Origin of the sequence: Streptomyces milbemycinicus (assembly GCF_002154605.1) — a bacterium.
Lineage (GTDB): Bacteria > Actinomycetota > Actinomycetes > Streptomycetales > Streptomycetaceae > Streptomyces > Streptomyces milbemycinicus.
The window spans coordinates 50,334-76,709 of record NZ_MUNE01000318.1 but is presented as its reverse complement, the minus strand read 5'-3'; the positions used below and the strand labels follow the sequence as shown (position 1 = coordinate 76,709).

Sequence of the window (26,376 nt, the reverse complement as noted above, 5' to 3'; positions counted from 1 at the left end):
GCCCACCCGCCAGCGCCGCGCGTCCGCGCCGCGCCGCCAGGGCGCGGCGCAGCCGTCCACCACCCCCACCGCCACTGGCGGCGTCACCGTCACCCGTCGTCTGTTCGTCCATATGGCCTCCCCCCGAAAGCATGTGTGCCGTGGATCGTATCGAGCGGCACTGACAGCGCCGCTCGGCGCGCCGGTTCCGTCAGAGAAAGGTGCCGGACGGGATGTACGGAGTAGGCGGCCGCATCCCGCGCAGGCACACATAACCCCGGGTGGACAGCTCGAGCCCCGCCGCCAGGCCCACGTCCACCGCCCACTCCTGCTCGGCCGTCAGGCTCGGGACCCGGGCCTCGGTGCCCTCCGGCAGGCTGAGCAGCGCGGCGGTCAGCAGCCGCGTCGCCAGCCGCCGGGAGGTCGCCGCCAGCAGCTCGACCTTGCCGTCGTCGCCGACGTAGCAGTATCCGCTGCCCGCCAGGTCGTCCGAGACGAACAGCCGGCACTGGCGCAGCAGCAGTTCGTGGTCGGGGCCGTGTGCCCCGCCCCGGGTGCGGCGGTCGACGGAGTCCATCATGTCCCGCTGTCTGGCCCCGCCCTCGAAGACCGCCCCGTCCGGCGACGGCAGCCGCTCCTTGTTGACGATTCCGCGCATGCGGATGGCCGGGTGCAGGGTGAAACCCGCCTGCCGGTACGTGGCGGCCGCCCGCGGGTCCTCGGAGCCGACGATGATCCCGCGCAGACACGCCCGCCCGTACGCGAGTGCCGCCGTCAGCAACTCCCGGCCCAGGCCCCGCCCCTGCGCCCGCGGCAGCACCGCGAACAGCGCAAGACCCCAGGTGCCCTCCCGTCTGTGGGACAGCGCCGCGCCGACCGGCATCCCGGCGTCGTCCACGGCGAGCCAGCAGCCGCCGGGGTCGGTGCGGGCGAGGTGCCGGTTGCGGCCGTGGACGGAGGCGACGCGGCGCGGCGGCCACTCGTCGTCGGTCTCGCCGGGGAGGGCGCGGGAGGCGCCGAAGGCGGCGGCGGCCACGGTACGTACCGCCTCGGCGTCCTCCTCGGTGTCGCGTAGTTGGCGGACAATCATGCGCCCATGATGGCGGGCTGGTTGGCGGGCGCGCGAAGTGTGTTGTCGGTTGTGTGGACGTGGCTTGGTCGACCCACGAGCGCGACAACGTTGTCAAAGGGGCTCTGGGGATCAGTACGCCGCCAACCGGCCCGCGCTGTCAAGTGCCGGTCCACCACACGCAGTTCAAGCGGGCCGACCGGCCTGAGGCGCCCTTACGGCCGACGCGCCCCGTGCGGTACGGTCCCTGCGGCTTGCTCGACCTGGCGAACGCGGCCCTGCGCGAAAGATGGGACCGCGATGTCTTCAAGACCCCCGGCCGCCCTGGCGGCCGCGGCCCTGACCGCCGGACTGCTCGCGTCCGCGCTGACCGCCGCCCCCGCGACGGCCGCGCCGACCACCAAGCCGACCGTGGCGGCGGCCGAACTCGTCAAGGACCCCGCCGCCTACGTCGATCCGCTCATCGGCAGCCGCAACGGCGGCAACACCTATCCCGGGGCCGTCGTCCCCTTCGGCATGCTCTCCTGGAGCCCCGAGAACACCCGCGGCAACGCCACCCGCACCGCCGCCCCCGGCGGCTACCAGTACGACGCGACCCGCATCCGGGGGTTCAGCCTCACCCATATGTCCGGCACCGGCTGCGCGGGCGGTTCCGGCGACATTCCGTTCTTCCCCTTCCCGGGCGAGGTCACCTCGTCCCCCGCCGCGGACACCAAGGACGAGGTGTACGCGGCCGACTTCCGGCACGAGGACGAGACCGCGCGGCCCGGCCGGTACCAGGTCACCCTCGCCTCCGGCGCCGGAGCCGATCTGACCGCCACCGCCCGCACCGGGTCCGCCCGCTTCACCTACCCCGAGGGCAAGGCGGCCTCGCTGCTCATCCGCACCTCCGCGTCCGAAGTCGGCAGCACGGACGCGGACATCACGATCGACCCGGCGCACCGCACCGTCTCCGGCTCGGTCACCAGCGGCAACTTCTGCGGCTACCTCGACCCCGAAGGGCGCCGCAGCTACTACACACTCCACTTCACCGCCACCTTCGACACCGCGTTCACCGCCCACGGCACCTGGCAGGACGACCGGCTGCGCCCCGGCACCACGACCGCCGAGGGCGGCACCGGCGGGTACGGCACCGACGGCCGCCCCGTCGCCGGGAAGGGCTCCGGCGGCTACCTCCGCTTCCCCGACGGCACTCGCCGGGTCGGGGTCAAGGTCGGCATCAGCTACGTCGGCCAGGCGGGAGCCAAGGCCAACCTGGCCGCCGAGAACCCGCCGGGGCGCGGCTTCGGGCAGGTGCGCGACGCCGCGTACGACGCCTGGCGCCGACGGCTGGCCGACATCAGGGTCGGCGGCGGCTCGGACACGGACCGCACCACGTTCTACACCGCGCTCTACCACTCGCTGCTGCACCCCAACGTCATCAGCGACACCGACGGCCGCTACCGGGGCAGCGACGGCGAGGTCCATTCGGTGACCCCGGGCCACCGGGCCCAGTACGGCACCTTCTCCGGCTGGGACGTCTACCGCTCCCAGGTCCAGCTGCTCACGCTCCTCGACCCCGGCCGCGGCTCCGACATCGCGCAGTCGCTGCTGAACTTCGCGCACCAGAACGGCGGCGTATGGGACCGGTGGATCCACAACTCCTCCGGCACCCACGTCATGAACGGCGACCCGTCGGCCGCCGCCCTCGCCGGGATCCGGGCCTTCGGCGGCACCCGTTTCGACCTCGACGGCGCCCTCGACTCGCTGGTTCAGGCCGCCACCGTGCCGACGGAGAAGGACACAAGACCGGCCGGTAAGCCGATCATGTCGGTGGGCCAGCGGCCCTCCCTCGACAAGTATCTGAAGCTGCACTACATGCCGTCCGTCTCCAACGCCTGGGGCGGCGCGGCCGAGACCCTGGAGATGTCGGGCGCGGACTTCGCGATCTCGCAGCTCGCCGAGGCGGCGGGGGAGCCGGACACCGCCCGTGCCTTCGCGGCCCGCGCCCAGTGGTGGCAGAACAACTTCAACGCGGCCGCCGATCCGGACACCGGCGGATACATGGCCAACCGCAAGGCGGACGGCAGCTGGGTCACCGGCTTCACCCCGGCCACCGGCAACGGCTTCGTCGAGGGCACCAGCGCCCAGTACACCTGGATGGTGCAGCACAACCCGGCGGGCCTGTTCGCCGCCCTGGGCGGCAGGGGCGCCGCGGTCAAGCGCCTGGACTCCTTCTTCCACGACGCCGACGGCGGCTGGGCGCTCACCGGCGCGGGCGGCGAGAAGGCCGAACTGGACAACGAGCCGTCGATCAACGTGCCGTATCTGTACGCCTACGCCGGAGCGCCGTACAAGACCCAGGAGACCGTCCGCGCGGCGATGCGGCAGCTGTGGAGCACCGAGCCCGGCGGTATCCCGGGCAACGACGACCTCGGCGAGATGTCGTCCTGGTACGTGTTCTCGGCCCTCGGCATGTATCCGCAGGTCCCCTCCCGCGCCGAACTGGTGCTGGCCTCCCCGCTGTTCCCGCGCGTGGAGATCGAGCGCGGCGGCCGTGACATCTCCATCCGGGCCCCGCAGGCGGCGCCGGACGCGCCGTACGTCCAGTCGCTGAAGGTCGACGGCCGGGCGAGCGGCCGGCCCTGGCTGCCGGAGTCGTTCGTCAGGCGCGGCGGCACGCTGGAGTACGCCCTCGGCGAGGCGCCCAACCGCTCCTGGGGCTCGGCCGCGGCCGACGCGCCCCCGTCCTTCCGCGACGGCGAGCAGCCGTACCAGATCGGCGTGGGGCCCACCACCGGCACCGTCGCGCCCGGCGAGAGCCTGACGGTGAAGGTGGCCGCCGTCCCGGTCCGCGACGGTGACCGCCCAGAGGTGCGCTTCACCGCCGACGCCCCGGACGGGCTCACCGCCTCGCCCGCCTCCGGGACGGTGGGGGCCGACGGTACGGCCGAGATCACCCTGCGGGCCGGGAAGGACACGGCCGAGGGCTTCTACGACGCCAAGGTGACGGTGACCGGCGAGGGCACGGACGTCGTCCAGCCGGTGGCGGTGACCGTCGCCGGGCCCGGCAGCCTGCTCGCCGCGTACAACAACGTCGGCGCCACCGACGACGCGGGCGAGCACGACGAGGGCGACTACGACGGCGGCGGCTGGAGCTATTCGCGCCAGGCCCTGACCGAGGCCGGTCTCGCACCGGGCGCCCGGGGCACCGTCCAGGGCCTGGAGTTCACCTGGCCCGACTCGCCCGCCGGCCGCCCCGACAACGCCTCGGCCGACGGCCAGAGCATCGACCTGCCGGCCTCCACCGCCCTGTCGTTCGTCGGCAGCGCGGTCAACGGCAACCAGGAGACCACCGCCAAGATCACCTACGCCGACGGCAGTTCGGACAGCGCCGAGCTGTCCTTCACCGACTGGACGGTGGGCGGCGGCGGAGGGACGGTCCAGTACGACAACGTGACCGTCGCCAGGACCCCGTACCGCAACATTAGCGGCGGGGACAAGGACGTCGTGGACGCCTACATCTTCGCGACGAAGGCGTTCCGGGCGCCGGACGGCAAGACGATCAAGAGCGTCACGCTGCCGGACAACGCGGACCTCCACGTCTTCGCCATCGCCCGCGGCTGACGGCCGGGCGGCCGGGCGGCCGGGCGTCGAGGCGTCGAGGCTTCGAGGCGGGGCGTACGGGACGTACGGGGGTGTTCACCGGCCCACCCGGCCGGTGAACACCCAGTCCCGGCACCGCCCTTGCGCCCCGGCGACGCCACGCCCTTTACTTGATCGCTGCCCGGCGGCCGCCCGCGCGACGGCCGCCGCCCGTACCGCCGTACCGCCCTCCCGCGACGGCAGGCCAACACCGGAGGTGGACCACATCAGCACGCGGCCCCTGACGTTCGTCGTCGGCACCGGACGCAGCGGCTCGACCGCGCTGTCGCACGTCCTGAACCTGCACCCCGGCATCCTCAGCGTCAACGAGCTGTTCACCTCCCTCGGCGCGGAGCCCCACCGTCATCCGCTGCCCGGGCGGGTCCTGGCCGGCGCGGACTTCTGGCAGCTCATCACCCGGCCGAACGAGGACTTCGACCGGATGATCCGCAGCGGCACCCCGTCGCCGGAATTCCTGTACCCCCGGCGCCCCGGCCGCTTCTCGGCCGAGACCACCGGCATCCCCGCCCTGTGCATGATGGTCCTGCCGCATCTCACCGACGACCCGGACGCGCTCTTCGACGAGCTCGCGCCACGCGTCTCGGCCTGGCCCGGCCGCCCCGTCGCCCGGCAGTACGAGGCGCTGTTCGAGCTGCTGGCCGACCGGTTCGGCGGCGGTGCGGTCGTCGAGCGCTCCGGCGGCTCGCTGAGCTGGGTGCCCTGGATCCGGGAGGCGTTCCCCGAGGCGCGGTTCGTCCATATGTTCCGGGACGGGCCGGACTGCGCGCTGTCGATGAGCCGCCACCCCGGCTTCCGGATGATCCTGCGCACCATGGACGCCAGGAGCGCGTCCGGGGCGGGCCCGCTGGTGCCCCGGCTCACCGACCAGCACCTGAAGACCCTGCCGCCCGACCTCGCGGGGCTGTTCGCCGAACGGTTCGACCCCGCGCTGCTGATGGCGGCGCCGGTGCCGGTCGCCCGGTTCGGCGAGATGTGGTCGCGCCTGATCAGCCGGGGCCTGACGGCGCTGTCATGGGTCCCGGAGGGCTCCCGTACGACCCTGTCCTACGAGGAGCTGCTCGACGCGCCCCGGTCCGAGCTGACCCGGCTGGCGGAGTTCGTCGGCGTCGAGCCCACGGAGGAGTGGCTGACGGCGGCCGAGGCCACGCTCGACCACAGCCGGCGCGGCTCCGCCCTCTGCCTCCCCCCGGACGAGCTGTCCGCTTTGCGGAAGTCCTGCGCCCCGGGCGCCGAGGCGCTGCGCGCGGCCCTGGCGGGGGCGTAGCGCGCGGCCCTGGCGGGGGCGTAGCGCGCTCCGGCTCCCCGCGGGATTCCGCTCCCCAGCCGGGATTCTGCCCACAGCGATTCTGCTCTCAGCATGCGGCGATTCCGCCGGCGCCACCCGGCGGGCAGAGTCACCGTCATGAGACTTCTGCTGCTGGGCGGTACGGAATTCGTGGGGCGCGCCATCGCCGAGGAGGCGCTGGCGCGCGACTGGCAGGTGACGGCGTTCCACCGCGGACGCCACGACCCGCCGCCGGGCGTGGCCGCCCTGCGGGGCGACCGCAGCGCCGTGGGCGGCCTGGCGGCCCTGGAGGCGCCCGGGGCGGGGGAGTGGGACGTCGTCGTCGACACCTGGTCGGGCGCGCCGTCCGCCGTGCGCGACGTGGCGCGGCTGCTGGCCGGGCGCGCCGGGCAGTACGTCTACATCTCCAGCCGGTCCGTCTACGCCTATCCCGCCCCGGCCGGGCTCGACGAGGACGGCCCGCTGGTGGAGGGGTCGCCGGACGCGGGCGAGGTCGAGTACGCCCAGGCCAAGAGGGGCGGGGAGCTGGCGGCGCAGGCGGCGTTCGGCGAGCGGGCGCTGCTGGCCCGGGCGGGGCTGATCCTGGGCCCGTACGAGAACGTCGGCCGGCTGCCGTGGTGGCTGACGCGTATCTCCCAGGGCGGCCCGGTCCTGGCGCCGGGGCCGCGCGAGCTGGCGCTGCAGTACATCGACGTCCGCGACCTGGCCGGCTGGGTGCTGGACGCGGCCGAGCGCGGGCTCGGCGGCCCGTACAACCTGGTGAGCCCGCCGGGCCAGGCGACCTTCGGCGAGCTGCTGGAGGCGTGCGCGGCCGTCACCGGGTCGGACGCCGAGCTGCGCTGGACGGACCCGGAGGCGGTCCTGGCGGCCGGTGTCGAGCCGTGGACCGAGCTGCCGGTCTGGCTGCCGCCGGGGGAGCTGTGCGACACGATGTACGCAGGGGATGTGTCCCGGGCGCTCGCCGCGGGTCTGCGCTGCCGTCCCGTCGCCGAGACCGTGGCCGCCACCTGGGAGTGGCTGCGCCGGCTGGGCGGCCGGGCACCCCAGCGTCCGGACCGCCCCCCGGTGGGTCTCGACCCGGAGCGGGAGGCGAAGGTGCTGAGAGCGGCCGGACACTCCTAGTCAGGCGGAGGGCGTCTGCCGCGGCCCCGGGACGGGCCGTACGGGGTGCTTGCTCATGATCGAGACCCGGTTGAACGCGTTCATGGCGATCGCCACCCAGATCACCGCCGAGATCTCGTCGTCGGACAGCACCTGGCGCGCCTCGCCGTAGGCCGCCTCCTGCACGGCGGCGTCCGCGGGGGTGGTGGTCGCCTCGGCGAGGCCGAGCGCGGCCCGCTCCCGCCCGGTGAACACCTCCGTGTCGCGCCACGCCGCCAGCACGCCCAGGCGCTGTGTCGTCTCGCCGGCCCGCAGTGCGGCCTTGGTGTGCAGGTTCAGACAGAATGCGCAGCGGTTGATCTGGGACACACGCAGATTGACCAGCTCCACGAGCGTCCGGTCGAGCCCGGCCTCGGCGGCGGTCTCCCGGACCGCCTCGGCGGTCTGCACCAGCGCGCCGTAGGCCTGCGGGCTCTGCTTGTCGACGAAGATCCGCTTCCCCCGCCCCTCGGCGGAGGCCGCCTTGTCGATGTCGCTGGAGGTCGCCGCGGAGGTCGCTGCCGTGTCCGTCACCTGCACTCCTTCACCGGGCCGCGTCGACGGCTTCCGGTATGTTGCGCACCTCACCGAGGTGTCGATCTATCATCGCTATTATTGTTGAGCGTACAACTATCCCCGCTTAGGAGGCTCGCGCCATGAGCAACACCGAGACCCGGCCCGCCGTGCAGCGCTGCGGTGCCTCCCCTGAGGGAGCGGCCGCCCCGCGCGTGGAGGTGCTGACCCCGCGCGACGTTCCGCTGGGCGGCCCGCGCGCGATGACCGTACGACGCACCCTGCCACAGCGGGCCAGGTCGCTGATCGGCGCCTGGTGCTTCGCGGACCACTACGGCCCCGACGACGTCTCCGTCAGCGGCGGGATGGACGTCGCGCCGCATCCGCACACCGGTCTGCAGACGGTGAGCTGGCTGTTCAGCGGGGAGATCGAGCACCGCGACAGCCTGGGCAGCCACGCCTTCGTACGGCCGGGCGAGCTGAACCTGATGACCGGCGGCCACGGGATCAGCCACTCCGAGGTCTCCACCGCCCGGACCACGATCCTGCACGGCGTACAGCTGTGGGTGGCCCTGCCCGAGGCGCACCGGCACACCGACCGCGACTTCCAGCACTATGTGCCGAGCCCCATCGCCCTGCCCGGCGACCGGGCGGCCGAGGGCGGGGCGGTCGGCGACGGGGCGGCCGAGGGCGGGCCCGTGGGCGAGGCCAGGGTCTTCCTCGGCTCCCTCGCGGGCGGCACCTCACCGGTGCCCACCTTCAGCCCCCTGCTGGGCGCCGAGATCATCCTCGAGCCGCACGCCACGGTCTGCCTGGGCATCGACCCAAGCTTCGAGCACGGCGTCCTCGTGGACCGCGGTGAGGTCCGCATGGCCCATACGCTCCTGAACCCCGCCGAACTCGGCTACCTCGCCCCCGGGAACGGGACGCTCGAGCTGACGAACACCACGGACTCCGCCGCCCGGATGGTGCTGCTCGGCGGGACGCCGTTCGGGGAGCAGATCGTGATGTGGTGGAACTTCATCGGGCGGTCGCACGAGGACATCGCACAGGCCCGCGAGGACTGGATGACGGGCTCGCGCTTCGGCGAGGTGACGGGGTACGACGGCGACCGGCTGCCCGCGCCCGAGCTGCCCAACGCGCCGCTGAAGCCGCGGGGCCAGGCGCGCTGACGGATAGACCTAGCCACAGCACGACGCTTGCTTCAGCGGCACGTACAAAGGGTTGAATTTCTCGTGGATGTACAACACGGGATTGCCTTGCTCGACCAGGACGTACGCCTTGTATGCGCAGGGTTCGCCGGCCGGCGATTCGTCCCACCGGTCCTCTCCTGTCGCGACGATGTGACGGGCCTGACTCAGGCCGAGTGAGACCAGTCCGCGGCCCAGCGGCGCGTGCCTGTCGCTCAACAGGCCCAGCATCGGGCTCTGGTGCTCCCGTCGCGCCACGACGAGGTTCTTGGAGATCGGTTCCCCGGTCGCGGTCCGCAACCGCGACCGGCGGACCAGTATTTCGGATTCCGTGCCGACGCCGATGGAATCCGATATCTCCGGCGGAAAATCCCGGGCGTACGCCCTGCCCTGGTAGAGGACATCGATCGTGAGCTCGCCACCGGTCAGCGCCTCCAGCAGCAAGGTGGTCGAACCGTCCGAGGCCAAGAGCATGCGGGTTATCGCGGGGCTGAAAGTACGTGAAACTGATGAGAGTTTCACCACCCACCTCCTTTCCGTGAGCAGCCGTGCAATGTGGTCAGAGTGTGGATGTGAGCCATTCCTGGATCACCTGGGCGGTCTGAGACGAGTCCGTGCCGACCATGGCGAAATGGTCGGACCGTACGGTCCTGAGATCGTGTGTCCGCTCGAAGGGTCCCGCCGGCCGGCGGTCCGTATCCGGGTCGTCCGCCGCCAGCGGCTGCTCGGCCTGGACGAACAGGACCGGCGCGGCGACCGGTTCGAAGCTCAGCTCGGACATCACCGCGAGCCAGCGCCCCATGGCGGACAGCGTATCGCCGGTGATTCCGCCGAAGGCGTGGCCATCGGCGAATATCCGGCGCAGTACGGGGCCGACGGGGGCCGCGGTGTCGCCGGGCCGGAATGTGTCGAGCATGACGATCGCCGCGGGCCGGACTTGGTGTTCCGTCTCCAGATGGCGGGCCACGGCGTAGGCCAGCGCTCCTCCGGAGGAATATCCCAGAAGGACGAATGGATCGCCGTCAGCGGCTTTCCGTACGGATTCGGCCGCCACCGCGACGGCCGCCTCGGCGGTCTCAGGTAGTTTCTCGTCCGGCGCGAATCCCGGCAGCGGTACCGCCGAGACGGGCATGGTGTCCTGGAAATGCGCGGCGAGCCGGGCGTGTTGGTGCACTCCGCCGTTCGCCATCGGCGAGCTCAGGGCGATCAGCCGGGTGCTAGGCGGCCCTTCGGTCAGGGCCGTCGGCGCGGGAATCCGCTGGAGATCGGCGACGGAGGCGAATGTCGGCCTGAGGTCCGCCACCGCTCGCATGAGGTGAAAGGCCCGCTCCGTCTTCCCCTCCTCCGCCGCGCGCCGAATCAGCAGGCAGACGGAGTCGGAGCCGGAGTGGGAGCCGGAGTCGGAGCCGGGGTCGGGGTGCGGTGCCGCCGTCGGCGGATCCGCCTCCCGGAGGTCCGGGTCCGCTGCTCCGCTCATCGCGCCGCTCAGCCACTCGGCGAGTGCGGCGGGGGTCTTGGCGTCGAACACCGTCATGGGGGTCAGCTGCAGACCGGTGGCCTCGCTGAGCCTGTTGCGCAGTTGCGTCGCCGAGAGCGAATCGAATCCGTTCTGCAGGAACGGACGGTTGAGATCCACGTCGGACGGATCGCGATAGCCCAGCACGGCGGCGGCTCGGGACCGCACCAGCTCCTGGAAGACCGGTATCCGCTCGGCCTCGTCGAGCCCGGCGAGCCGCCGGCGGAACGAGTCCGGTGTCTCGGCACCCGTCCCTGTACCGGCCGCGGCGGCCGTGGTCCGGGCGCTCGGGGGCCGTACGATGCCGTGCCAGATCGGTGCCGGGAGCCCGGACCGCAGCGCCGTGAGGTCGACGCGCACCGCCGCGAGCAGCGCCGGGCCGACGGTGAGGGCGGCGTCGAAGAGCGCGAGCCCGTCCTCGTCGGCCAGGGCGCCGATACCGCTCTGGGAGAGCCTGTGCCGGTCGGCGTCCGTCATCGCGCCGGTCATACCGCTGGCCTGCTCCCACAGGCCCCAGGCCACGGATACGGCCGGCAGGCCCCGCGCCCGGCGGTGTGCCGCCAGCCCGTCCACATAGGCGTTGGCCGCGCCGTAGTTGCCCTGGCCGGAACTGCCCAGCAGGCCGGCGACCGAGGAGAACAGGACGAACAGATCCAGGGGGCGGTCCCGGGTGAGCTCGTGGAGATGCCGGGCGGCATCGGCCTTCACCCGCAGCACCGCGTCGAACCGCTTCGCGCTCAGCGAGCCGATGACGCCGTCGTCGAGCACCGCCGCCGCGTGGACGACACCGGTCAGCGGATGATCCGGGTCGATGCCGGCCAGTACGGCGGCGAGGGCGGCACGGTCGCCGACGTCGCAGGCGACGATGTCCACCTGGCAGTCGGCGGCGGCCAACTCCTCGTGCAGCGCCGCCGTCCCGGGCGCGTCGGGCCCCTGCCGGGAGACCAGCAGCAGATGGCGCACCTTGTACCGGTCGACCAGGTGCCTGGCCAGCAGTCCGCCGAGTGTTCCGGTGCCGCCGGTGATCAGTACCGTCCCGTCCGGGTCCACGGTCACCGGTTCGCCGCCCGCCGCCTGCCGGGCCAGCCGGGGCACCAGCACTGAGCCGGAGCGGACGGCGAATTCGGGTTCGCGGAGGGGCACGGTCCGCTCGAACGACGCCGGGTCGTCGGTATCCGCGAGGACGAAGAGACCGGGGTCCTCCCGCTGGGCCGAGCGGACCAGGCCCCATACGGCGGCCTGGGCGGGATCGACGTCCTCCCGGTCGGTAGTGGCCACCGCACGGCTGGTCAGCACCACCAGTCCGGCCCTCCGCGCCGCCTTGTCCTGCAGCGCGGTCAGCACCCGGGTGAGCGCGGTCCGCGGGTCCCGCTCGGCGCTCACGTCCAGCACCTCGCGGTCGCCGGCCGACCGGTCTGCAGCCGACCGGTCTGCGGCCGCTGTCCAGTCCATCCGGAACAGCGACTGCCGGGCGATCGTGTCCTGCTGGAGACGGCCGCCCGCCAGGCGGCGGGTGATCAGGGAGTTCACCCGGGCGACCGGGAGCCCCCGGTCGTCGGCGATGTCCAGGGCGGTCCCGCCGGTCCGCTCGTCCGGCCACAGGCGCACCCGCAGCGCCGTGGCTCCCGTCGCGAACAGGCTCACCCCCCGCCAGCAGAACGGCAGCGCGGGACCGGCGGAATGGTCGTGGGCCAGCGCCGTCGGGTGAAGGGCTCCGTCCAGCAGCGCGGGGTGCAGGGCGAAGGGGAGCGGGCCGTCCCGCAGGTCCTCGGGCCGGGTGACTTCGGCGTACAGCTCGCTGCCCCGCCGCCACACCGCGCGCAGCCCGCGGAAGACCGGCCCGTGCACCACACCGGCCTCGACGAGCGGCGCGTATACGGCGTCCAGCGGTACGGGCTGTGCGTCGGCGGGCGGCCAGGCGGCCGGTGCGAACCCGGCGGACCCGGGGGGTTCCGTGTCCGGTGTGACCACGCCGGTCGCGCAGGTCGTCCAGGGCTCCTGTTCCTCGTTCCGCGCGTGGACGGTCAGCGCCAGGCGGTCGTCGTGCTCGTGGACCACGCGTACCTGAACCTGGACACCGACGTCGTCGGGTACGGCCAGCGGGGCCTGGAGGATCAGCTCCTCCACCCGCCCGTGGCCGAAGTGGTCCCCGATATGGGCCGCCAGCTCCAGCAGCGCCGTTCCCGGGAGCACGGCCGTGCCCGCTATCCGGTGGTCGCCCAGCCAGGTGTGCTCGGCCAGCGAGATCCGGCCGGTGAACACCGCGCCACCGGCACCGGCACCGGCGTCGGGGTGCTCGACGAGCGCCGCGAGCAGCGGGTGGGCGACGGTCCGCTGGCCGAGTCCGGCCGCAGACGACCGCGCCGCCGTGTCGACCCAGTAGCGGCGGCGCTGGAAGGGGTAGGTGGGCAGGTCGATATGGCGGGCTCCGCTGCCGTCGAACGGGCTCGTCCAGTCGACGGCAAGCCCGCGTACGTACCCCTCGGCCAGCGATGTCGTAAACCGGTCGGCACCGCCCTGATCACGGCGCAACGTGGCCAGGGCCAGGCCGGATCCGCCCACCGTCTCCTGGATCGCGGCGGCGAGCACGGGGCGGGGGCCGGCCTCGACGAAGTGGCTGAACCCCGCTGACGCCAGGGTCTCCACGACCTGGGCGAACCGCACCGGCCGGCGGAGGTTGTCGTACCAGTAGCGGGCGTCGGCCTCCGGGCCTGCCATCACCCGGCCGGTCACCGTCGAGTACCAGGGGATGCGCGCCGGTTGCGGGCGGATGTCGGCGAGCTCTTCCAGCAGACGGTCCCGGATGGGCTCGACATGGACGGAGTGCGAGGCGTAGCGGACCGGGATGACCCGGGCCCGTACCCCCTCGGCCTGGTACTCCTCGGCCAGTGCGGTGACGGACGCGGTGTCTCCCGCCAGGACCACGGAGGAGGGCCCGTTGTACGCGGCGACGCTCACTTCCGGCATTCCGGAGATCCGTTGCTCGACGTCGTGTGCCGCCTCGACCGACAGCAGCAGACCGGTGCCGGCCAGGGAGGAGCAGAGCATGCTGCGGCGGACGACCGCCCGGACGGCGTCGCGCAGCGACAGCACACCCGCGATATGCGCGGCCGCGATCTCCCCCTGTGAATGGCCGACCACCGCGTCCGGTACGACGCCGTGGGACTGCCACAGGCGTGCCAGCGAGACCATGACGGCGAAGAGGGCGGGCTGGACGACTTCGTCCCTGCGCAGGGCCGATTCGTCGCCGAGGACTTCGGTCAACGACCAGTCGACGAACTCGGCCAGTGTGCGCTCGCACTCCGCCATCGCGGCGGCGAAAGCGGGGGAGGAGCCGAGCAGTTCGACGCCCATGCCGACCCATTGCGCGCCCTGACCGGGGAAGACGAACACGGTCCGGCCCCGCAGGTCCGCCTGACCGGTCACCGCGGCACCGGGCGCCCCGGAGGCAAGCGCGGCCAGGTCGTCCCGATCGGCGCCCCGCACGACGGCGCGATGGTCGAGCCGTGCGCGGGTGGCGGCCAGCGAGTAGCCGACATCCGCGGGTGCGGCACCCGTCTCCAGGAGGGCGAGCACCCGTGCGGCCTGATCGCTCAGTGCCTGCGGTGTCGCTGCCGAGAGGATCAGCGGCACCGCGGAGGCAGCTCCTTCCCTCTTCACCGCGCCCTGCCCCTTCACCGCGCCCTGCCCCGCCACCGAGCTCTCTTCGGCCCGTTCGTCATCCGGTGGGGCCTGCTCGACGATGACATGGGCGTTCGTACCGCTGATCCCGAACGCCGAGACACCGGCGCGGCGCGGCCGTCCGGCCTCCGGCCAGGGCACCGGCTCGGTGACCAGGCGCACCGCTCCCGCGGTCCAGTCCACGTGCGGGGTGGGCTCGTCCACGTGCAGGGTCCTGGGTACCACCCCACGGCGCAGGGCCATGATCATCTTGATTGTCCCGAGAACGCCCGCGGCGGCCTGGGTGTGGCCGATGTTCGACTTCACCGAGCCCAGCAGCAGCGGGCTTTCGCGGTCCTCCCCGTACGCCGCCAGGATCGCCCGCGCCTCGATCGGGTCGCCGAGCCTGGTGCCCGTGCCGTGGGCCTCCACCACGTCCACGTCGGCCCCTTGGAGTCCGGCCTGCGCCAGCGCGCGGCGGATCACCAGTTGTTGCGCCTGGCCGTTGGGGGCGGTCAGGCCGTTCGAGGCTCCGTCCTGGTTGACGGCCGTGGCCCGGATGACACCGAGTACACGATGGCCGGTCCGGCGGGCGTCCGAGAGGCGTTCGAGGACGAGCACCCCGACCCCTTCCGAGAAGCCCGTCCCGTCGGCCGCGGCGGCGAACGCCTTGCACCGCCCGTCGGCCGCGAGGGCCTGCTGCCGGGTGAACTCCGTGAAGGTGGCCGGGGTCGACATGACCGTCGCGCCGCCGACCAGCGCCAGCGAGCACTCACCGTCCCGCAGCGAGCGCGCCGCCAGGTGCAGGGCCACCAGCGAAGAGGAGCACGCCGTGTCCACGGTGAGGGACGGGCCGCGAAGCCCCAGCACATACGAGATCCGGCCGGATGCGACGCCGCCGGTGTTCCCGGTCACCGTGCCGCCGTCGGCGTCCTCGGCCGTTCCGGCGCAGCGCGATACGTAGTCGGAGGCCATCATGCCGACGAAGACCCCGGTTTCGCTGTCCTTGAGCGAGTCCGGGTCGATCCGGGCGTGTTCCAGCGCCTCCCACGCCGTCTCCAGCAGCAGCCGCTGCTGGGGATCCATCGTCACGGCTTCCCGTGGGGCGATCCGGAAGAAGTCGGAGTCGAACCAGGCGGCGCCCGGGAGGAAGCCGCCGCGAGAGGTGTACGAGGCGTCCGGGGCGAGGTCCCAGCCGCGATCGGAGGGAAACCCGGTGATCGCCTCCTCTCCGGCCGCGAGGAGGTCCCAGAACTCCGCGGGCGACCCGCCGCCGCCCGGCAGCCGGCATCCCATGCCCACGACGACGACCGGATCCTCTTCGTCGGACGACCGCGACAGGACCGCGGCGCCGGGCTCGTGCGGCTCCCCGTCTCGCTCTCCGGTGAGGAGACCGGTCAAGTGGCGGGCCAGCCGGTTCGGAGTCGGCAGGTCGAAGGCGACGGTTGTCGGCAGACCGAGCCCGGTGGCCTCGACGAGTCCGGCGCGCAGCCTGACCGCGGTCAGCGACTTCAGGCCGTACTCCGTGAACACCTGGTCCGGGCCGATCCGGTCGGACCGCCCGAGCACCGAGGCCAGGAGTTCGCCCACCAGGTCCAGCGCCGGCTGAAGCCGCTCGGACGGGGGCAGCGCCAGGACCCGCCGGGCCCACGGCGTGCGCTCAACCGGTCCCTCGTGGTCGAGCATCGTCGGGAGGCGGCTTTTGGCGATCTTTCCGGTCGGGGTGCACGGCATGTCGTCGAGCACGATCAGCTCGACGGGGATCTTGTACTCGGCCACCCCCTTGGCGGCCAGATGCCCGGTGATCTCGTCCAAGGTGACGGATGCGCCGTCGCGCAAGGTGACGGCGAGGCACGGATACTCGCCGAGCCGGTCGTCCGGGCGGCCGACGACGGCGAGCAGCCCCAGGCCGGGCAGATCGTCGAGCAGCCCCTCGATCTCCGCCGCGCTGAACTTCACCCCGCCGACGTTGATCACCTCGGCGTCGCGGCCCCGGAAGGCGATCGTGCCGTCCTCGTTCACACTGGCCAGGTCGCCGGTCCGTAGCCAGCCGTCGCCGGTGAACGCGTTCCGCGTCAGCTCCGGGTCCTCGAAGTACTCCTGGAAGAGGGACGGCCCGTGGAACTGGAGTTCCCCGGTTTCGCCCATGGCGCATGGGCCACCGTCCTCCGCGACCACGCGCGCCCGGCCACCGGAGACCGGGCGGCCGATGCTGCCGGTCGCCGCCTCCGGCGGGTCATCGGGCCGGGTGTACAGGCCCGCGCCCAACTCGGACATGCCCCAGTGGGTGACCATCCGCGCGCCCAGCAGGCGCCCGGCGTCCTCGACCAGCGTGGCGGGCACGGCCGCGCCGGCGGCCCGTACCTCGCGCAGCCGCGGTCTGTCCGCTCCGTCCGAGTAGGCCGACGAGCGCAGCCGGGAGACGACATCGCGCAGCTGTGCGGGTACGGCGAAGAGCACGGTCGGCTCGCTCTGCCGGGCCAGCCGGAGGAAGTCCGCCACGTCCCACCGGCGCAGCAGCGCCTGCCTGCCCCGCGTCACCAGGCTGAGATGGAGCGAGAGGAGCCCGAAGAGATGGGTGAACGGGCTGCCGCTGACGATCGTGTCGGTGCCGAGCGCCTTACCGTCGGCGGCCACGGCGGCGGCGTTGGCCAGCAGACCGTCATGGGTGTGCACGCAGATCTTCTGGCGGAGCGAGGTCGTACCGGAGGACGGGAGGAGAACGAACGGATCCTCCGGCGAGACCTGCGCGGGCAGCGGCTCGGTCCCTCGCCAGCGGCGCACCAACGCCCCCAGTGACGACACATCGCTATCCGCGTCCGCTTCGTCGGCGACCAGCACATGCCTGAGCGCCGTCGATCCCTCCAGAAGCTGCCGGACGAACTCGCCGCACGGCAGGCCCTGGTGGCCGGGGGTGAGGACCAGCGTCCGGGCCCGGGTGCGTTCGAGCAGCGAACGCAGCTCCTTCACCCCCAGGCCCATGTGCAGCGGAAGCATCACGGCGCCCGTGGCGGCGACGGCGACGTGGACGGTGAGGAATTCCCAGCAGTTGGGCAGGTGCACGGCGACCACGTCACCTTGCCCGACGCCCAGCTCCTGGAGGCCGCGGGTCAGCGCGTCCGCCTCCGCACGCCACTGCGCCCAGGTCCGGTATCCGCCGTCGGTGAACACCGCGGGTCGGTCCGCGGCGGCGTCCGTGGCCGCGGCGAACAGTGAGGGAAGCGTGTAACGCATGCTCACTCCTGAGGTGTTCACCGGTCGGACCCGAGCGCGCCGCGCAGCACCTTGCCCATCGGCGACCTGGGAATGCTGGGCACGGCCTCGATGCGCCGGATCTTCTTGTACGGCGCCACCCGCTCCGCGACATACGCCGACACCTCGTCGAGCGGGACCGGAGCGCTGAGGACCACGTATGCCTTGGGGATTTCTCCGACGGCCTCGTCCGGTACGCCCACGACGACGGCGTCGCTGACATCCGGGTGGCCGAGCAGGATCGCTTCGAGCTCGGCGGGCGCGACCTGATGGCCCTTGTATTTGATGAGCTGCTTGCACCGACCGGTGATCGTGACGTATCCCCGCGCGTCGCTGCGGCCGATGTCACCCGTGTGCAGCCAGCCGTCGGCGTCGACCACGGGGACGACGCTGTCCGGCCCTTGCAGGCAGCCCGGGGAGATCTGCGGACCGCGGATCCAGATCTCGCCGGCCGCCCCGTTTCCGACGTCGAGGCCGGTGTCGGGGTCGACGAACCGCGTCTGCGTGCCCGGGATGGGGACCCCGATCGATCCCGGCGGGCTGGGGCTGCCGTCGGGCGGAGCGTGGGTGCAGCCACCCGCCTCGGTCATGCCGTAGCTCTGGACGACCTCGGCCCCCAGGACGCGTGCGCAGGTCTCGGCGATCGCCAGGGGGAGCGGTGCGCCGCCCGAGTGCAGCATCCGCAGGCTCGAGGTGTCGTACCGCTCGATATCGGGGAACCGGGCGAGTTCGGCGAGCACGCTCGGGACCACATAGGCGACCGTGACGCGGTGGCGTTGCACGGCGTCGAGCAGGTTCTCGGCGCTGAACGGCGTGGCGAGGGAGACGAGCGTGCCGCGTGCGTGCACCGTGCGGTTCATCGAGATCTGCATCCCGTACAGATGGCGGAACGGGGTGATGCCCAGCACCACGTCGTCGGCCGTCAGCCGGTGTACGTGGTCGACCTGGAGGATGTTCGCGGCGAGGTTGCGATGGGTCAGCACGATCTGCTTGGGCGTGCCCGAACTGCCGCTGGACGCGGCCAGCACCGCCGTCCGGCCGCCTCCCTCGGCCACCGCGGTGGCCGGCTCCGCGCCGAGCATCTGGTCCCAGTCGGCCGCTTCGACTGCTTCGACCGTGGGGGACGCCGACCGTGTGCCGCCTTCCCCGATGACGAAGACATGCTGGAACGAGTCCGCGAAGGCCTGCCCCTCGAGCTTCTGCCACACCGCAGCGGTCACGACCGCGAACCGTGGGCGGCTGTGCTCCAGCGCCGTATGCCATTCGTTCCCGCTGCCCAGGGGCTCCAGGGGGAGGACCACGCCCCCGGCCCACAGCGTGCCGTAGTAGGAAACGATGAATTCGCCGCTGTTGTCACAGATGATCGCCACGCTCTCGCCGGGGCGAAGCCCCCGACGCAGCAGGGCGGCGGCGAACCGTCGGCTGTCGAGCAGAAGGTCCTGGTACCGGTGGGTCCGGCCGGTCGGGTGCTCGATCAGCGCGACCCCGTCGCCCTGCCCCGTCCCCCATACGATGTCGGCGAGGTTCCGCTGCCCCACGGCGGCGTCGACATTCCACCCCGCGGCCGTCACCGGGGGCTCCAACCGCCGTCGGGAATCGTCATCGTGAACGCGCCGCAGCTGAAGCTGAGACCGAACGCCACGAGAAGGCCCTGCCCCGCCGGGCGGTGCACCGGCTCCGCCACCATCAGGGGCACCGAACACCCCAGCGTATTGCCGTAGTCGCGCAGCACCCGGTACGACGAGGCGACGGATTCGGCGTCCTTGGGATGGCCGAACTGCTCGCACAGGGTGTCCAGGATGCGCACACTGCCGGTGTGCAGGAGGAGCACCGAGGCGTCGCGGGGGTCGGACAGGGCGCAGGACTCGTCGGCCAGCGCCATACGGACGGTTTCCCGGGCGTAGAAGGATCCGCGCGGAGTGACGTCGGGGCCCAGCGTGTAGGCCCGCCGCCCGTGCACCACCGGAATATCCGATCCGCCATCGGGGACGGTGCCGAGTTCGGCGTCCTCCGGCTGCTCGTTCGTCAGATTGGACACCGGGCCGAACGACGGTCCCTCGCCCTCCGCGCCGAGCAGCATCGCCACGGCCGCGTCCGCGAAGAGAAAGCCGTGCAGCACGTTCACCGTGTCCTGGTGTTCTTCCTGGTCCACTTCGGAGAAGTGCGAGTAGAAGCCCGGAAGTTCCGGGGACAGCGGTGTGATCGCCTCCATGAAGCAGACAAGGACCCGTTTGCCGGGATTGCAGCTCAGATACCAACGGGCCGTATCGACGACCTTCGACATCGCGGAGCAGCCCATGTATTCGATGCTCAGGTTCGCCGCGGTCCGCGGCAGTTCCGGCATCCGCGCGAACACATCGCACACCAGGCTGGGCAGCAGCCGGCCGGGGGTGCTGCTCACGCCCAGCACCAGACCGATCGACTCCACCGGCACATCGGCCTTGGCCAGACATTTACGGGCGGCGCCGACCGCGAGGTCGACGGCGAGCGTGTCCAGTTTCGGCTCGGCACCCTGGAAGAGGACGTCCGTGTAATTGGCGAGGACCGAATGCCTCTTCTCCACCCCCAGGCTGCCCAGCATCGCCGCGAGCTTGTCGGAGCAGTGCCCCCGGCCGGCCTCGAGTAATTCCTCGGTCGTGTACTCGGGGCGAGGCATTTCGGTGGCGATTGAGATGAGTCGGGGATCGATTCCGGTGACGGCGGTCATGTACTCGCTCCTGTTTCTCGGGGGGAGAGCGTCACGTGTATCCGGTCGTCGGCCGCGTCGTAATGGGCCAGGGTCACGTGGTTGTCCAGGGTGTGATCGGCGGTGGGCAGATCGGGGCGGAAGAAGAATCCGCGACTCTCCCCGCGCGCCATGGTCGACCGGGTGTATGCCTCGGCCAGGATGAGCAGATCCACGTCCTCGTTGTCCGGTGTGCCGTCCGCCCGGCGCCGCCCTCGTTGGCTCCGGCACCACCGCGCGAATTCCTCGGCCGAGGCCAGGGAGAATCTGCTGTCCTGAAAGGCGTCCAGACGGTGCCGGATCTCCTGGCGCAAGGACGCATCCGCACCCGGCTGGGCCCCGCCCGCCTCGAAGTCGGCCTCGGCGACGCCGGTCGAGTGTCGCGCCAGCGCGTCGGCGAGCATACGGCCCTTGGCGAGGAAGGACGGGAAGGGTTTACCGGAAATCGAGTCGACGGCCAGGCCGTAGGCGCATTCGCCGGTGGCGTGGACGTTCCGCACGGTGGGGGCCAACCGCGTCGCCATGCCCCCCATGCTGAATCCCCTGACCGGCCCCAGCCGGAACGAGCCGTCCGCCAGCTCCACGGTGTGCGGCACATCGAGGTTCCGCGTCCAGTAGTGCGCGAACACATCCACGTCGCACCGGTCCCCCTGGTACGCGTCGAGCGCCTTCTCCAGTTCGCCCGCCCGTTCCCCGGCCCGCAGCAGCCGGGGCGCCCCGTCGAAATCCGAGGGGTAGAGGGGGCGGTTGCGGTCGGGGAGGCCCAGCGGGAACCGGTTGAACAGTTCGAGACTGGCCAGACGGCCGCCGTGCCGCGCATAGGTGCCCAGCAGATACCCGGTGTTGCTGCCGACCCCGTCCGCGAACAATCCGCAGAACCCGCCCGACGCGAAGACCAATTGGGTGCACAGAATCCTGCCGGGCACGCCATGGTGTTCATAACGCACGCCCAGACAGACGTCACCGTCGACGACGAGATCGGTCACCCGGCCGTGGATTGTGGTCCCGCCCAGTTTCTCGAACCGGGCCAGCACCGCGTCCACCACGCTGCCGCCGCCGCCCATATGAATACCCGGTTCGGCAAGGCGCGGGTGCAGATACGGACCGAAGGGCCCGTATTCCACCAGCCGGTTCAGTTCCTCGAATTCCTCGGCGAAGTACTCGGCCATCATGGGGGCGTAGCCCGGATCCTGGGTGCCGGAGCCGTCCGCGAACACCTCTGCCGCGGGCGCGGTGGCACAGTCGAAAACCCGCTGTTCCACAAGGCCGAACGCCCACTGCCGGGAGGTCGCCGGCGCATGCTCCTCCGTGGAGATCAGCACCGTCGGCACTTCTCGCTGAGCCAGCCGGTAGGCCAGCCAGGCCCCCGCGATACCGCCGCCGACGATGGCCACCTCGCTGGTGTGGCGACAATCCTGACTACCGGGCATCGAGATCCCCCGCGACCTCGTCGCGCGCCTGGTAAGGAGCGGCGAGCACTGCCGCCTTGGCTCCGTTGTCCGCACCTTCTCCCAACGGCGGAGCAGTCGACTCAAGCGCGAGATCCCGTCCCCGGGTCTCGGCGGTGTGCCAGACCACGGTGGCGCTGACCAGGCAGGTGGCCAGCATGTACAGCGCGACCAGCCAGGGGTCGTCGCCTCCGTTGGCCGACAGCAGAAGCGCCCCGATCAGCGGCGCGAGGCCGCCGCCGACGACGGCGGCCAGCTGGTAGCCCATGGACACCCCGGTGTAGCGGGTGCTGGTGCCGAACATCTCGGAGAACAGCGCGGGCACCGGGCCGAGCAGCGAGCCCATCGGCAGCGGCGCGAGGATTCCCAGCGCGATCAGCATCAGCGGCAGCGACCCCGTGTTGATCAGGGCGAAGACCGGGAACGCCATGGCGCCGAGGGTGAGCGCCGCGCCCAGCAGGACCGGACGCCGGCCGACCCGGTCGGACCAGGCCGCGGAGACCGGTATCGCGATCGCCGCCGCAACGCCGTTGACCAGTTGGCCGATCAGGATCTCGGTGCGCCCATAGCCGACGTCCTTCGCGAAGCTGATGGCGAAGACACTGGTCAGGGCCTGGGACACGGTGGCTCCGAAGACCACGAAGCACGCCTGAAACAGGGGCTTGGGCTTGCGGAAGATCTCGACCAGCGGTCTGCGCACCACGGACTCGCTCTGCTGGACCTCGGTGAACAGCGGGCTCTCGGTCACCTTCAGCCGTACGAACAGGCCGATCGTGAGCAGGGCTGCACTCAGCAGGAACGGGATCCGCCAGCCCCAGGACAGGAACTCGTCGTCGGGCAGGGTGGAGAACAGCATGAGGGCGAGCGTGGACAGCACCGTACCGGCCGGCCCTCCCATCTGCACCAGACTGGTCAGCAGTCCGCGCCGGCGCGACGACGCGTGCTCGGCGGTCAGCAGCGCGGCCCCGCCCCACTCGCCGCCGACGGCGACACCCTGGATGAGCCGCAGCACGATCAGGAGCGTGGGTGCCAGGTTGCCGACCTGGTCATGTGTGGGGAGAAGGCCGATGAGCGTGCTGGCGATGCCCATCATCGCCATCGAGACCACCAGCATCGCCTTGCGGCCGAGCCGGTCCCCGAAGTGACCGAAGATCGCCCCGCCCAGGGGGCGGGCCAGATAGCCGACGGCGAAGGTGCCGAAGGAGGCGATCGTCCCGGCCACGGGGGAGAGGTTGGTGAAGAAGAGCTTGTCGAACACGAGGGATGCGGCAGTGCCGTAGAGGAGGAAGTCGTAGTACTCGATCGTGCTGCCGAGCCAGCCGGACAGCACGACACGGCGGATCTGCGCACGGTTTTCCGTGCCGGATCCCGGGTCGAGCCGAGACATCGCGATACCCCTTTGCCTGTGCGGATACGGGCGTGCGTGGGCGTTGATCCGGACTGTGGGAAGACTGTGGGAGCGTCGGGGTGTCAGAGCGGCCGGCGGGTCTCCCGGTAGTGGGCGAGGGCCCGGTCGACGAGTTCGCCGGCGGCACCGGTGTAGCGTCCGGGGTCGAGCAGTTCGGCCAGTTCGGCCGCGTCGAAGTGGCCGTTCAGATCGGGAAGGTCCAGCAGGACGGCGCTCAGCGGTCTGCCGGTGCGCGTCGTCTCCGCCGCGGCCCGGCTCATCAGCGACTTCGCCGTGGCCTTGCCGACCACGGGCGCCAGCACGGCGGCCAGCCGCTCGGTGATCAGCAGACTGCCGGTCATTCCCAAGTTGTCCTGCATCCGCCCGGGGCGCACGCTCAGCCCTTCGGCCAGTTCGACGGCGTTGTGCGCGGCGCCTCCCGCCAGCCGCAGACACTCGCGCATCGGCTGCCACTCGGCGTGCCAGACCCCGGCGGGCCGCTCGTCCTCGGCCAGCATGGCCTGCGCCAGCACCAGGGCGAGAGCGGGGACTTGAAGGGCTGCGGAGCGAATGAGCGTGGCCAGCGCCGGGTTCCGCTTGTGCGGCATCGCCGACGACACTCCGCGGCCTGCCGCCGCCGGCTCGGCGACCTCGGCGATCTCGGTGCGGGAGAGCGTCTGGACGTCCACGGCGAGCTTGCCGAGCGCGCCGGTGACCTCGGCGAGTGTCGATCCGATCCGGGCGATGGGGGCGCGCGCCGTATGCCAGGGCAGCACCGGTTCGGCCAGCCCCAGCTCGGCGGCGAAGGCGGCGATGAGCCTGTCCCCGTAACCCGCGGAGTACTCCGCCACGCGCGCCCCGCCACCGTCACCAGCGTCCGGCCGGGGGTGGACACGGGCGTACTCCAGATAGCCCGCCAGGGTGCCCGCCGCACCGCCGAGCTGGACGGGCAGCTGTGCGCGCAGCGCGCGCAGCCGCTCCCCGGCCTCCAGGACGGCCTGCAGCCAGCCCGCCGCCTTCAGCCCGAAGGTGACGGGCACCGCGTGCAGCGCGAGGGTGCGCCCCGGCATGGCGGTGTCCCGGTGGTCCTCGGCGAGCCGGGCCAGCGCCGCGGCCACCCGGTCCAGGTCGGCCAGGATCAGCCCCGTGGTCCGGTGCGCGACCAGCATCGCGGCGCTGTCCATGATGTCCTGGCTCGTGGAGCCCCGATGGACGTACTCGGCCGAGTCCGGGTCGGTCAGGGCGACGGCGGCGGTCAGCTCCTCCACCAACGCCACCACCGGGTTGGCGGCACCGCGGCTGCTGCGAGCCAGCCGTACGAGGTCGAGCCGACCGGCCTGCGCGGTACGGGTGATGGCCGCGGCGGCATCCTCGGGTACGACACCCAGCCGGGCCTGGGCCCTCACCAGGCCCGCCTCCGCGTCCAGCAGCGCCTGGAGCCACGCCTCGTCGGAGGTCGCGGCTTCCGCCGGCGCGCCCGCGCGCACCGGGGACAGCAGTCCGGAGTCCAGGCCGCAGTCGACGGCCGGAGTGGGGCCGTCCTGCGCGGTCATACCGTGGCCTTCGTGGTCTCGGTTTCCGTCCCGGACACTTCGGCGGCCAGAGAGAGGGCGGCCCGGGCGATGGCATCGGCGTCGCTGAGCGTCACCGAGTTGACGCCCGGACGGATGCCCGCGGCGGTCACCCAGTGCACCGCTTCCGTGGGCACACCGAAGGCGAACCGCCTCGGATGCGGCCGGCCCGACGCATCGAGCAGTTGGAAGCGGCCCTCGGTCACGTCCAGGCCGCCGGTCTGGTAGGCCGTGCCGTCGGGGTTGGGAATCCGGTGCGGTCGGCACGCGCCGCTGACCAGCAGATACGTCAGCAGCGGATCGGCGGTCCTGCGTACGTCGATATCGGGCAGCCGGGCGTCGATGAGGGCCGTGGTCCACACCTCGGACCCCGGTACTGAGCCCGCTCTGACGGCGAAGACCCCCGCTTCGTCGTCGGCGTGCGCGGTCACATCGGGGCCCAGGACCTCCAGCAGGCCCGCGTCGATCAGGGCCACGGCTTCCTCGATCCGCTGGACGGGCGGACCGATGGACAGGAAGGCGTTCAACGGCGTGTACCAGCGTTCGAGGTCCTGGCGGTGGGAGCGGCCGGTGAGCCCCCGGTGGTCGACCAGCAGCCGCACCTCGTTCCGCAGATCGCGCAGCACATCCAGCGCGGCCTTGAGCGGACCGCTGACATTGCCCGCCCGCGCCTCGGCGATGTCCTGGCGCAGATGGTCCAGCAGCCAGTCGCGGAAGTCGGTGGGGCTGGTGAACTTCCGGTCGCCGTACGGGCGGGCGATCCGCTCCCAGTCCCATCTGCGGTCGCGGGGGAAGCCGAAGGTGTCCAGGAGCCGGGCCTCCTCCGGCGTGTCCCACGGGAGGGCGAGATAGCGTCTGCGGAACGCCTCGGCCGCCCGTACGCCCTGTGACGCCGTAAGCGAGGTGGCGTAGTAGACCGTCTCCACCTCCTTCGCCACCAGCGGCCATATGTCGCGACGGAAGTCGATGCCACCGTTCGACGCCCGTGCCCGCAGGCCGTCGATCACTTCGGGGGTGAGGACGACGGGAATGTGCCGCCCATGCGGGCCCTTCTCGTTCTCGCCCCGGGAGTGGAAGGGGATGCCGCGCCGGGAACCGGCGTACAGACGCGGCTCGTTGCCGGACGCCAGATAGGTGAGGGAGCCGTCCTCCTCGCGTTCGAACCGCCCACCGCGCCCCACGGTGAACAGGGCGATGTAGTCGAAGGCGCACAGGCCAAGACCGAGCAGGGCGACGAGCTCCTTCGGGCGCACCTGGCCGAGATCCGCGTCCGCCGGGTTGGCCGGCGGGAAGTACAGCAGTTCGCGCTCGTCCGCGAACCGGCTCAGCGCGGCCTCGCGTCCGGTGGCGGCGGTGGGCAGATGGCCCTGGGCGAGCACCACCGCGTGCAGCCCGTCGAGCCAGCTGCCGTCGTCCAGCTGCACGGTTTGCAGATCACCGGCTCCGCGCTCCGCGGTCCGGGTGTCCTCCCCGGCCGCTGCCATCGGGGGAGCGGCGTCGTCCAGGGCGACGGCGCGTGCCTCGTGGACCTGGACCAGGACATGGTCCGGTGCCGCGCCCACGACACGGTGGAACACCCATTCCAGATAGTGCCCGTAGAAGGCCCGGCTCGGATACGAGTCCGGCCCCAGCGCGGCGGCCTCCTCAAGGATCAGGGGCCGGTACTGGTACTTGTCGAAGGGCCCCATCAGCGTGAGGAACCTGGCCCATTCGTACAGGCTCGGACCGGGCGCCAGCGGGCCTTCGAGGTCCACACTGTCGTCGGTGAACATGGTCACCTGCGAGGCGACGGTGTTCATCAGCAGGTGTCGCGACTGCGCGGTGCGCCACACCTTGCCCGCCCCTGCCGGGTGGGGATCCACGACATGCACGGTGATCTGCGTGTCGGGCCCCGTATGCCGGGCGTTGGCACAGATTCTCTCCAGCACCGAGAGTCCTCGAGGCCCCATGCCGATGATGCAGATGTCGAGTCGTCGGCCAGCCATCAATTCTCCAA

At 72.0% G+C, this 26,376-nt stretch carries 14 protein-coding genes; 4 read left to right on the top strand and 10 right to left on the bottom strand.

Annotation, left to right across the window (positions count from 1 at the left end):
- Nucleotides 1-190 precede the first annotated feature (190 nt).
- Nucleotides 191-1,069 (bottom strand): GNAT family N-acetyltransferase, encoded by an 879-nt coding sequence (locus CCN51_RS25100; protein WP_014175784.1) that lies wholly within the window; start codon nt 1,067-1,069, stop codon nt 191-193.
- A gap of 279 nt (nt 1,070-1,348) precedes the next feature.
- Here CCN51_RS25100 and CCN51_RS25095 point away from each other — a divergent pair, with 279 nt between their 5' ends.
- The 3 genes from CCN51_RS25095 (at nt 1,349) to CCN51_RS25085 (ending at nt 7,100) form a co-directional block, all read left to right on the top strand.
- The gene (locus tag CCN51_RS25095) at nt 1,349-4,654 is read left to right on the top strand and encodes a GH92 family glycosyl hydrolase (protein WP_014175783.1); all 3,306 of its coding nucleotides are present in this window, start codon (nt 1,349-1,351) and stop codon (nt 4,652-4,654) included.
- Between the two features lie 235 nt (nt 4,655-4,889).
- Nucleotides 4,890-5,957 (top strand): sulfotransferase family protein, encoded by a 1,068-nt coding sequence (locus tag CCN51_RS25090; protein ID WP_014175782.1) that lies wholly within the window; start codon nt 4,890-4,892, stop codon nt 5,955-5,957.
- A gap of 138 nt (nt 5,958-6,095) precedes the next feature.
- A complete protein-coding gene (locus tag CCN51_RS25085; RefSeq protein ID WP_014175781.1) occupies nt 6,096-7,100 on the top strand; it encodes an NAD-dependent epimerase/dehydratase family protein in 1,005 nt (334 codons plus the stop codon).
- Here the strand turns inward: CCN51_RS25085 and CCN51_RS25080 are convergent, their stop codons facing one another.
- Complete coding sequence (locus tag CCN51_RS25080; protein WP_043489936.1) at nt 7,101-7,610, bottom strand: carboxymuconolactone decarboxylase family protein; 510 nt, start codon at nt 7,608-7,610, stop codon at nt 7,101-7,103.
- Nucleotides 7,611-7,774: 164 nt separating this feature from the next.
- Here CCN51_RS25080 and CCN51_RS25075 point away from each other — a divergent pair, with 164 nt between their 5' ends.
- Entirely contained in the window at nt 7,775-8,803 is a 1,029-nt protein-coding gene (locus tag CCN51_RS25075) for a pirin family protein (RefSeq protein ID WP_014175779.1), read from the top strand.
- Nucleotides 8,804-8,812: 9 nt separating this feature from the next.
- Here CCN51_RS25075 and CCN51_RS25070 read toward each other — a convergent pair whose 3' ends face one another.
- From CCN51_RS25070 to CCN51_RS25035, 8 genes are all read right to left on the bottom strand, one after another.
- Nucleotides 8,813-9,343, bottom strand: coding sequence for a chorismate--pyruvate lyase family protein (locus tag CCN51_RS25070; protein ID WP_143675886.1), 531 nt, complete (start codon nt 9,341-9,343; stop codon nt 8,813-8,815).
- 37 nt (nt 9,344-9,380) lie between these two features.
- On the bottom strand, nt 9,381-17,231 hold the full coding sequence (locus CCN51_RS25065; protein ID WP_014175777.1) for a type I polyketide synthase: 7,851 nt from the start codon (nt 17,229-17,231) through the stop codon (nt 9,381-9,383).
- Nucleotides 17,232-17,248: 17 nt separating this feature from the next.
- Nucleotides 17,249-18,820 (bottom strand): AMP-binding protein, encoded by a 1,572-nt coding sequence (locus CCN51_RS25060; protein ID WP_014175776.1) that lies wholly within the window; start codon nt 18,818-18,820, stop codon nt 17,249-17,251.
- The gene (locus CCN51_RS25055; protein ID WP_014175775.1) at nt 18,817-19,956 is read right to left on the bottom strand and encodes a 3-oxoacyl-[acyl-carrier-protein] synthase III C-terminal domain-containing protein; all 1,140 of its coding nucleotides are present in this window, start codon (nt 19,954-19,956) and stop codon (nt 18,817-18,819) included. The genes CCN51_RS25060 and CCN51_RS25055 overlap by 4 nt, the downstream gene beginning before the upstream one ends.
- A complete protein-coding gene (locus tag CCN51_RS25050; protein WP_055413919.1) occupies nt 19,953-21,404 on the bottom strand; it encodes an FAD-dependent oxidoreductase in 1,452 nt (483 codons plus the stop codon). The genes CCN51_RS25055 and CCN51_RS25050 overlap by 4 nt, the downstream gene beginning before the upstream one ends.
- Nucleotides 21,394-22,809 (bottom strand): MFS transporter, encoded by a 1,416-nt coding sequence (locus tag CCN51_RS25045; RefSeq protein ID WP_014175773.1) that lies wholly within the window; start codon nt 22,807-22,809, stop codon nt 21,394-21,396. The genes CCN51_RS25050 and CCN51_RS25045 overlap by 11 nt, the downstream gene beginning before the upstream one ends.
- Before the next feature lie 83 nt (nt 22,810-22,892).
- Nucleotides 22,893-24,362 carry a nitrosuccinate lyase gene (locus tag CCN51_RS25040; protein ID WP_014175772.1) on the bottom strand — a complete coding sequence of 490 codons (1,470 nt, stop codon included), beginning with the start codon at nt 24,360-24,362 and terminating at the stop codon, nt 22,893-22,895.
- Nucleotides 24,359-26,329, bottom strand: a complete 1,971-nt coding sequence (locus tag CCN51_RS25035; RefSeq protein ID WP_342749393.1) for an FAD/NAD(P)-binding protein — start codon at nt 26,327-26,329, stop codon at nt 24,359-24,361. Before CCN51_RS25035 ends, CCN51_RS25040 begins: the two co-directional genes overlap by 4 nt.
- Nucleotides 26,330-26,376: the final 47 nt, after the last annotated feature.

Bases quoted from the DNA above. Each gene is read 5' to 3' on its own strand.
- CCN51_RS25100 (WP_014175784.1), bottom strand. From the start codon at position 1,069: ATGATTGTCCGCCAACTACGCGACACCGAGGAGGACGCCGAGGCGGTA.
- CCN51_RS25095 (WP_014175783.1), top strand. From the start codon at position 1,349: ATGTCTTCAAGACCCCCGGCCGCCCTGGCGGCCGCGGCCCTGACCGCC.
- CCN51_RS25085 (WP_014175781.1), top strand. From the start codon at position 6,096: ATGAGACTTCTGCTGCTGGGCGGTACGGAATTCGTGGGGCGCGCCATC.
- CCN51_RS25075 (WP_014175779.1), top strand. From the start codon at position 7,775: ATGAGCAACACCGAGACCCGGCCCGCCGTGCAGCGCTGCGGTGCCTCC.
- CCN51_RS25065 (WP_014175777.1), bottom strand. From the start codon at position 17,231: ATGCGTTACACGCTTCCCTCACTGTTCGCCGCGGCCACGGACGCCGCC.
- CCN51_RS25055 (WP_014175775.1), bottom strand. From the start codon at position 19,956: ATGACCGCCGTCACCGGAATCGATCCCCGACTCATCTCAATCGCCACC.
- CCN51_RS25050 (WP_055413919.1), bottom strand. From the start codon at position 21,404: ATGCCCGGTAGTCAGGATTGTCGCCACACCAGCGAGGTGGCCATCGTC.
- CCN51_RS25045 (WP_014175773.1), bottom strand. From the start codon at position 22,809: ATGTCTCGGCTCGACCCGGGATCCGGCACGGAAAACCGTGCGCAGATC.
- CCN51_RS25040 (WP_014175772.1), bottom strand. From the start codon at position 24,362: ATGACCGCGCAGGACGGCCCCACTCCGGCCGTCGACTGCGGCCTGGAC.
- CCN51_RS25035 (WP_342749393.1), bottom strand. From the start codon at position 26,329: ATGGGGCCTCGAGGACTCTCGGTGCTGGAGAGAATCTGTGCCAACGCC.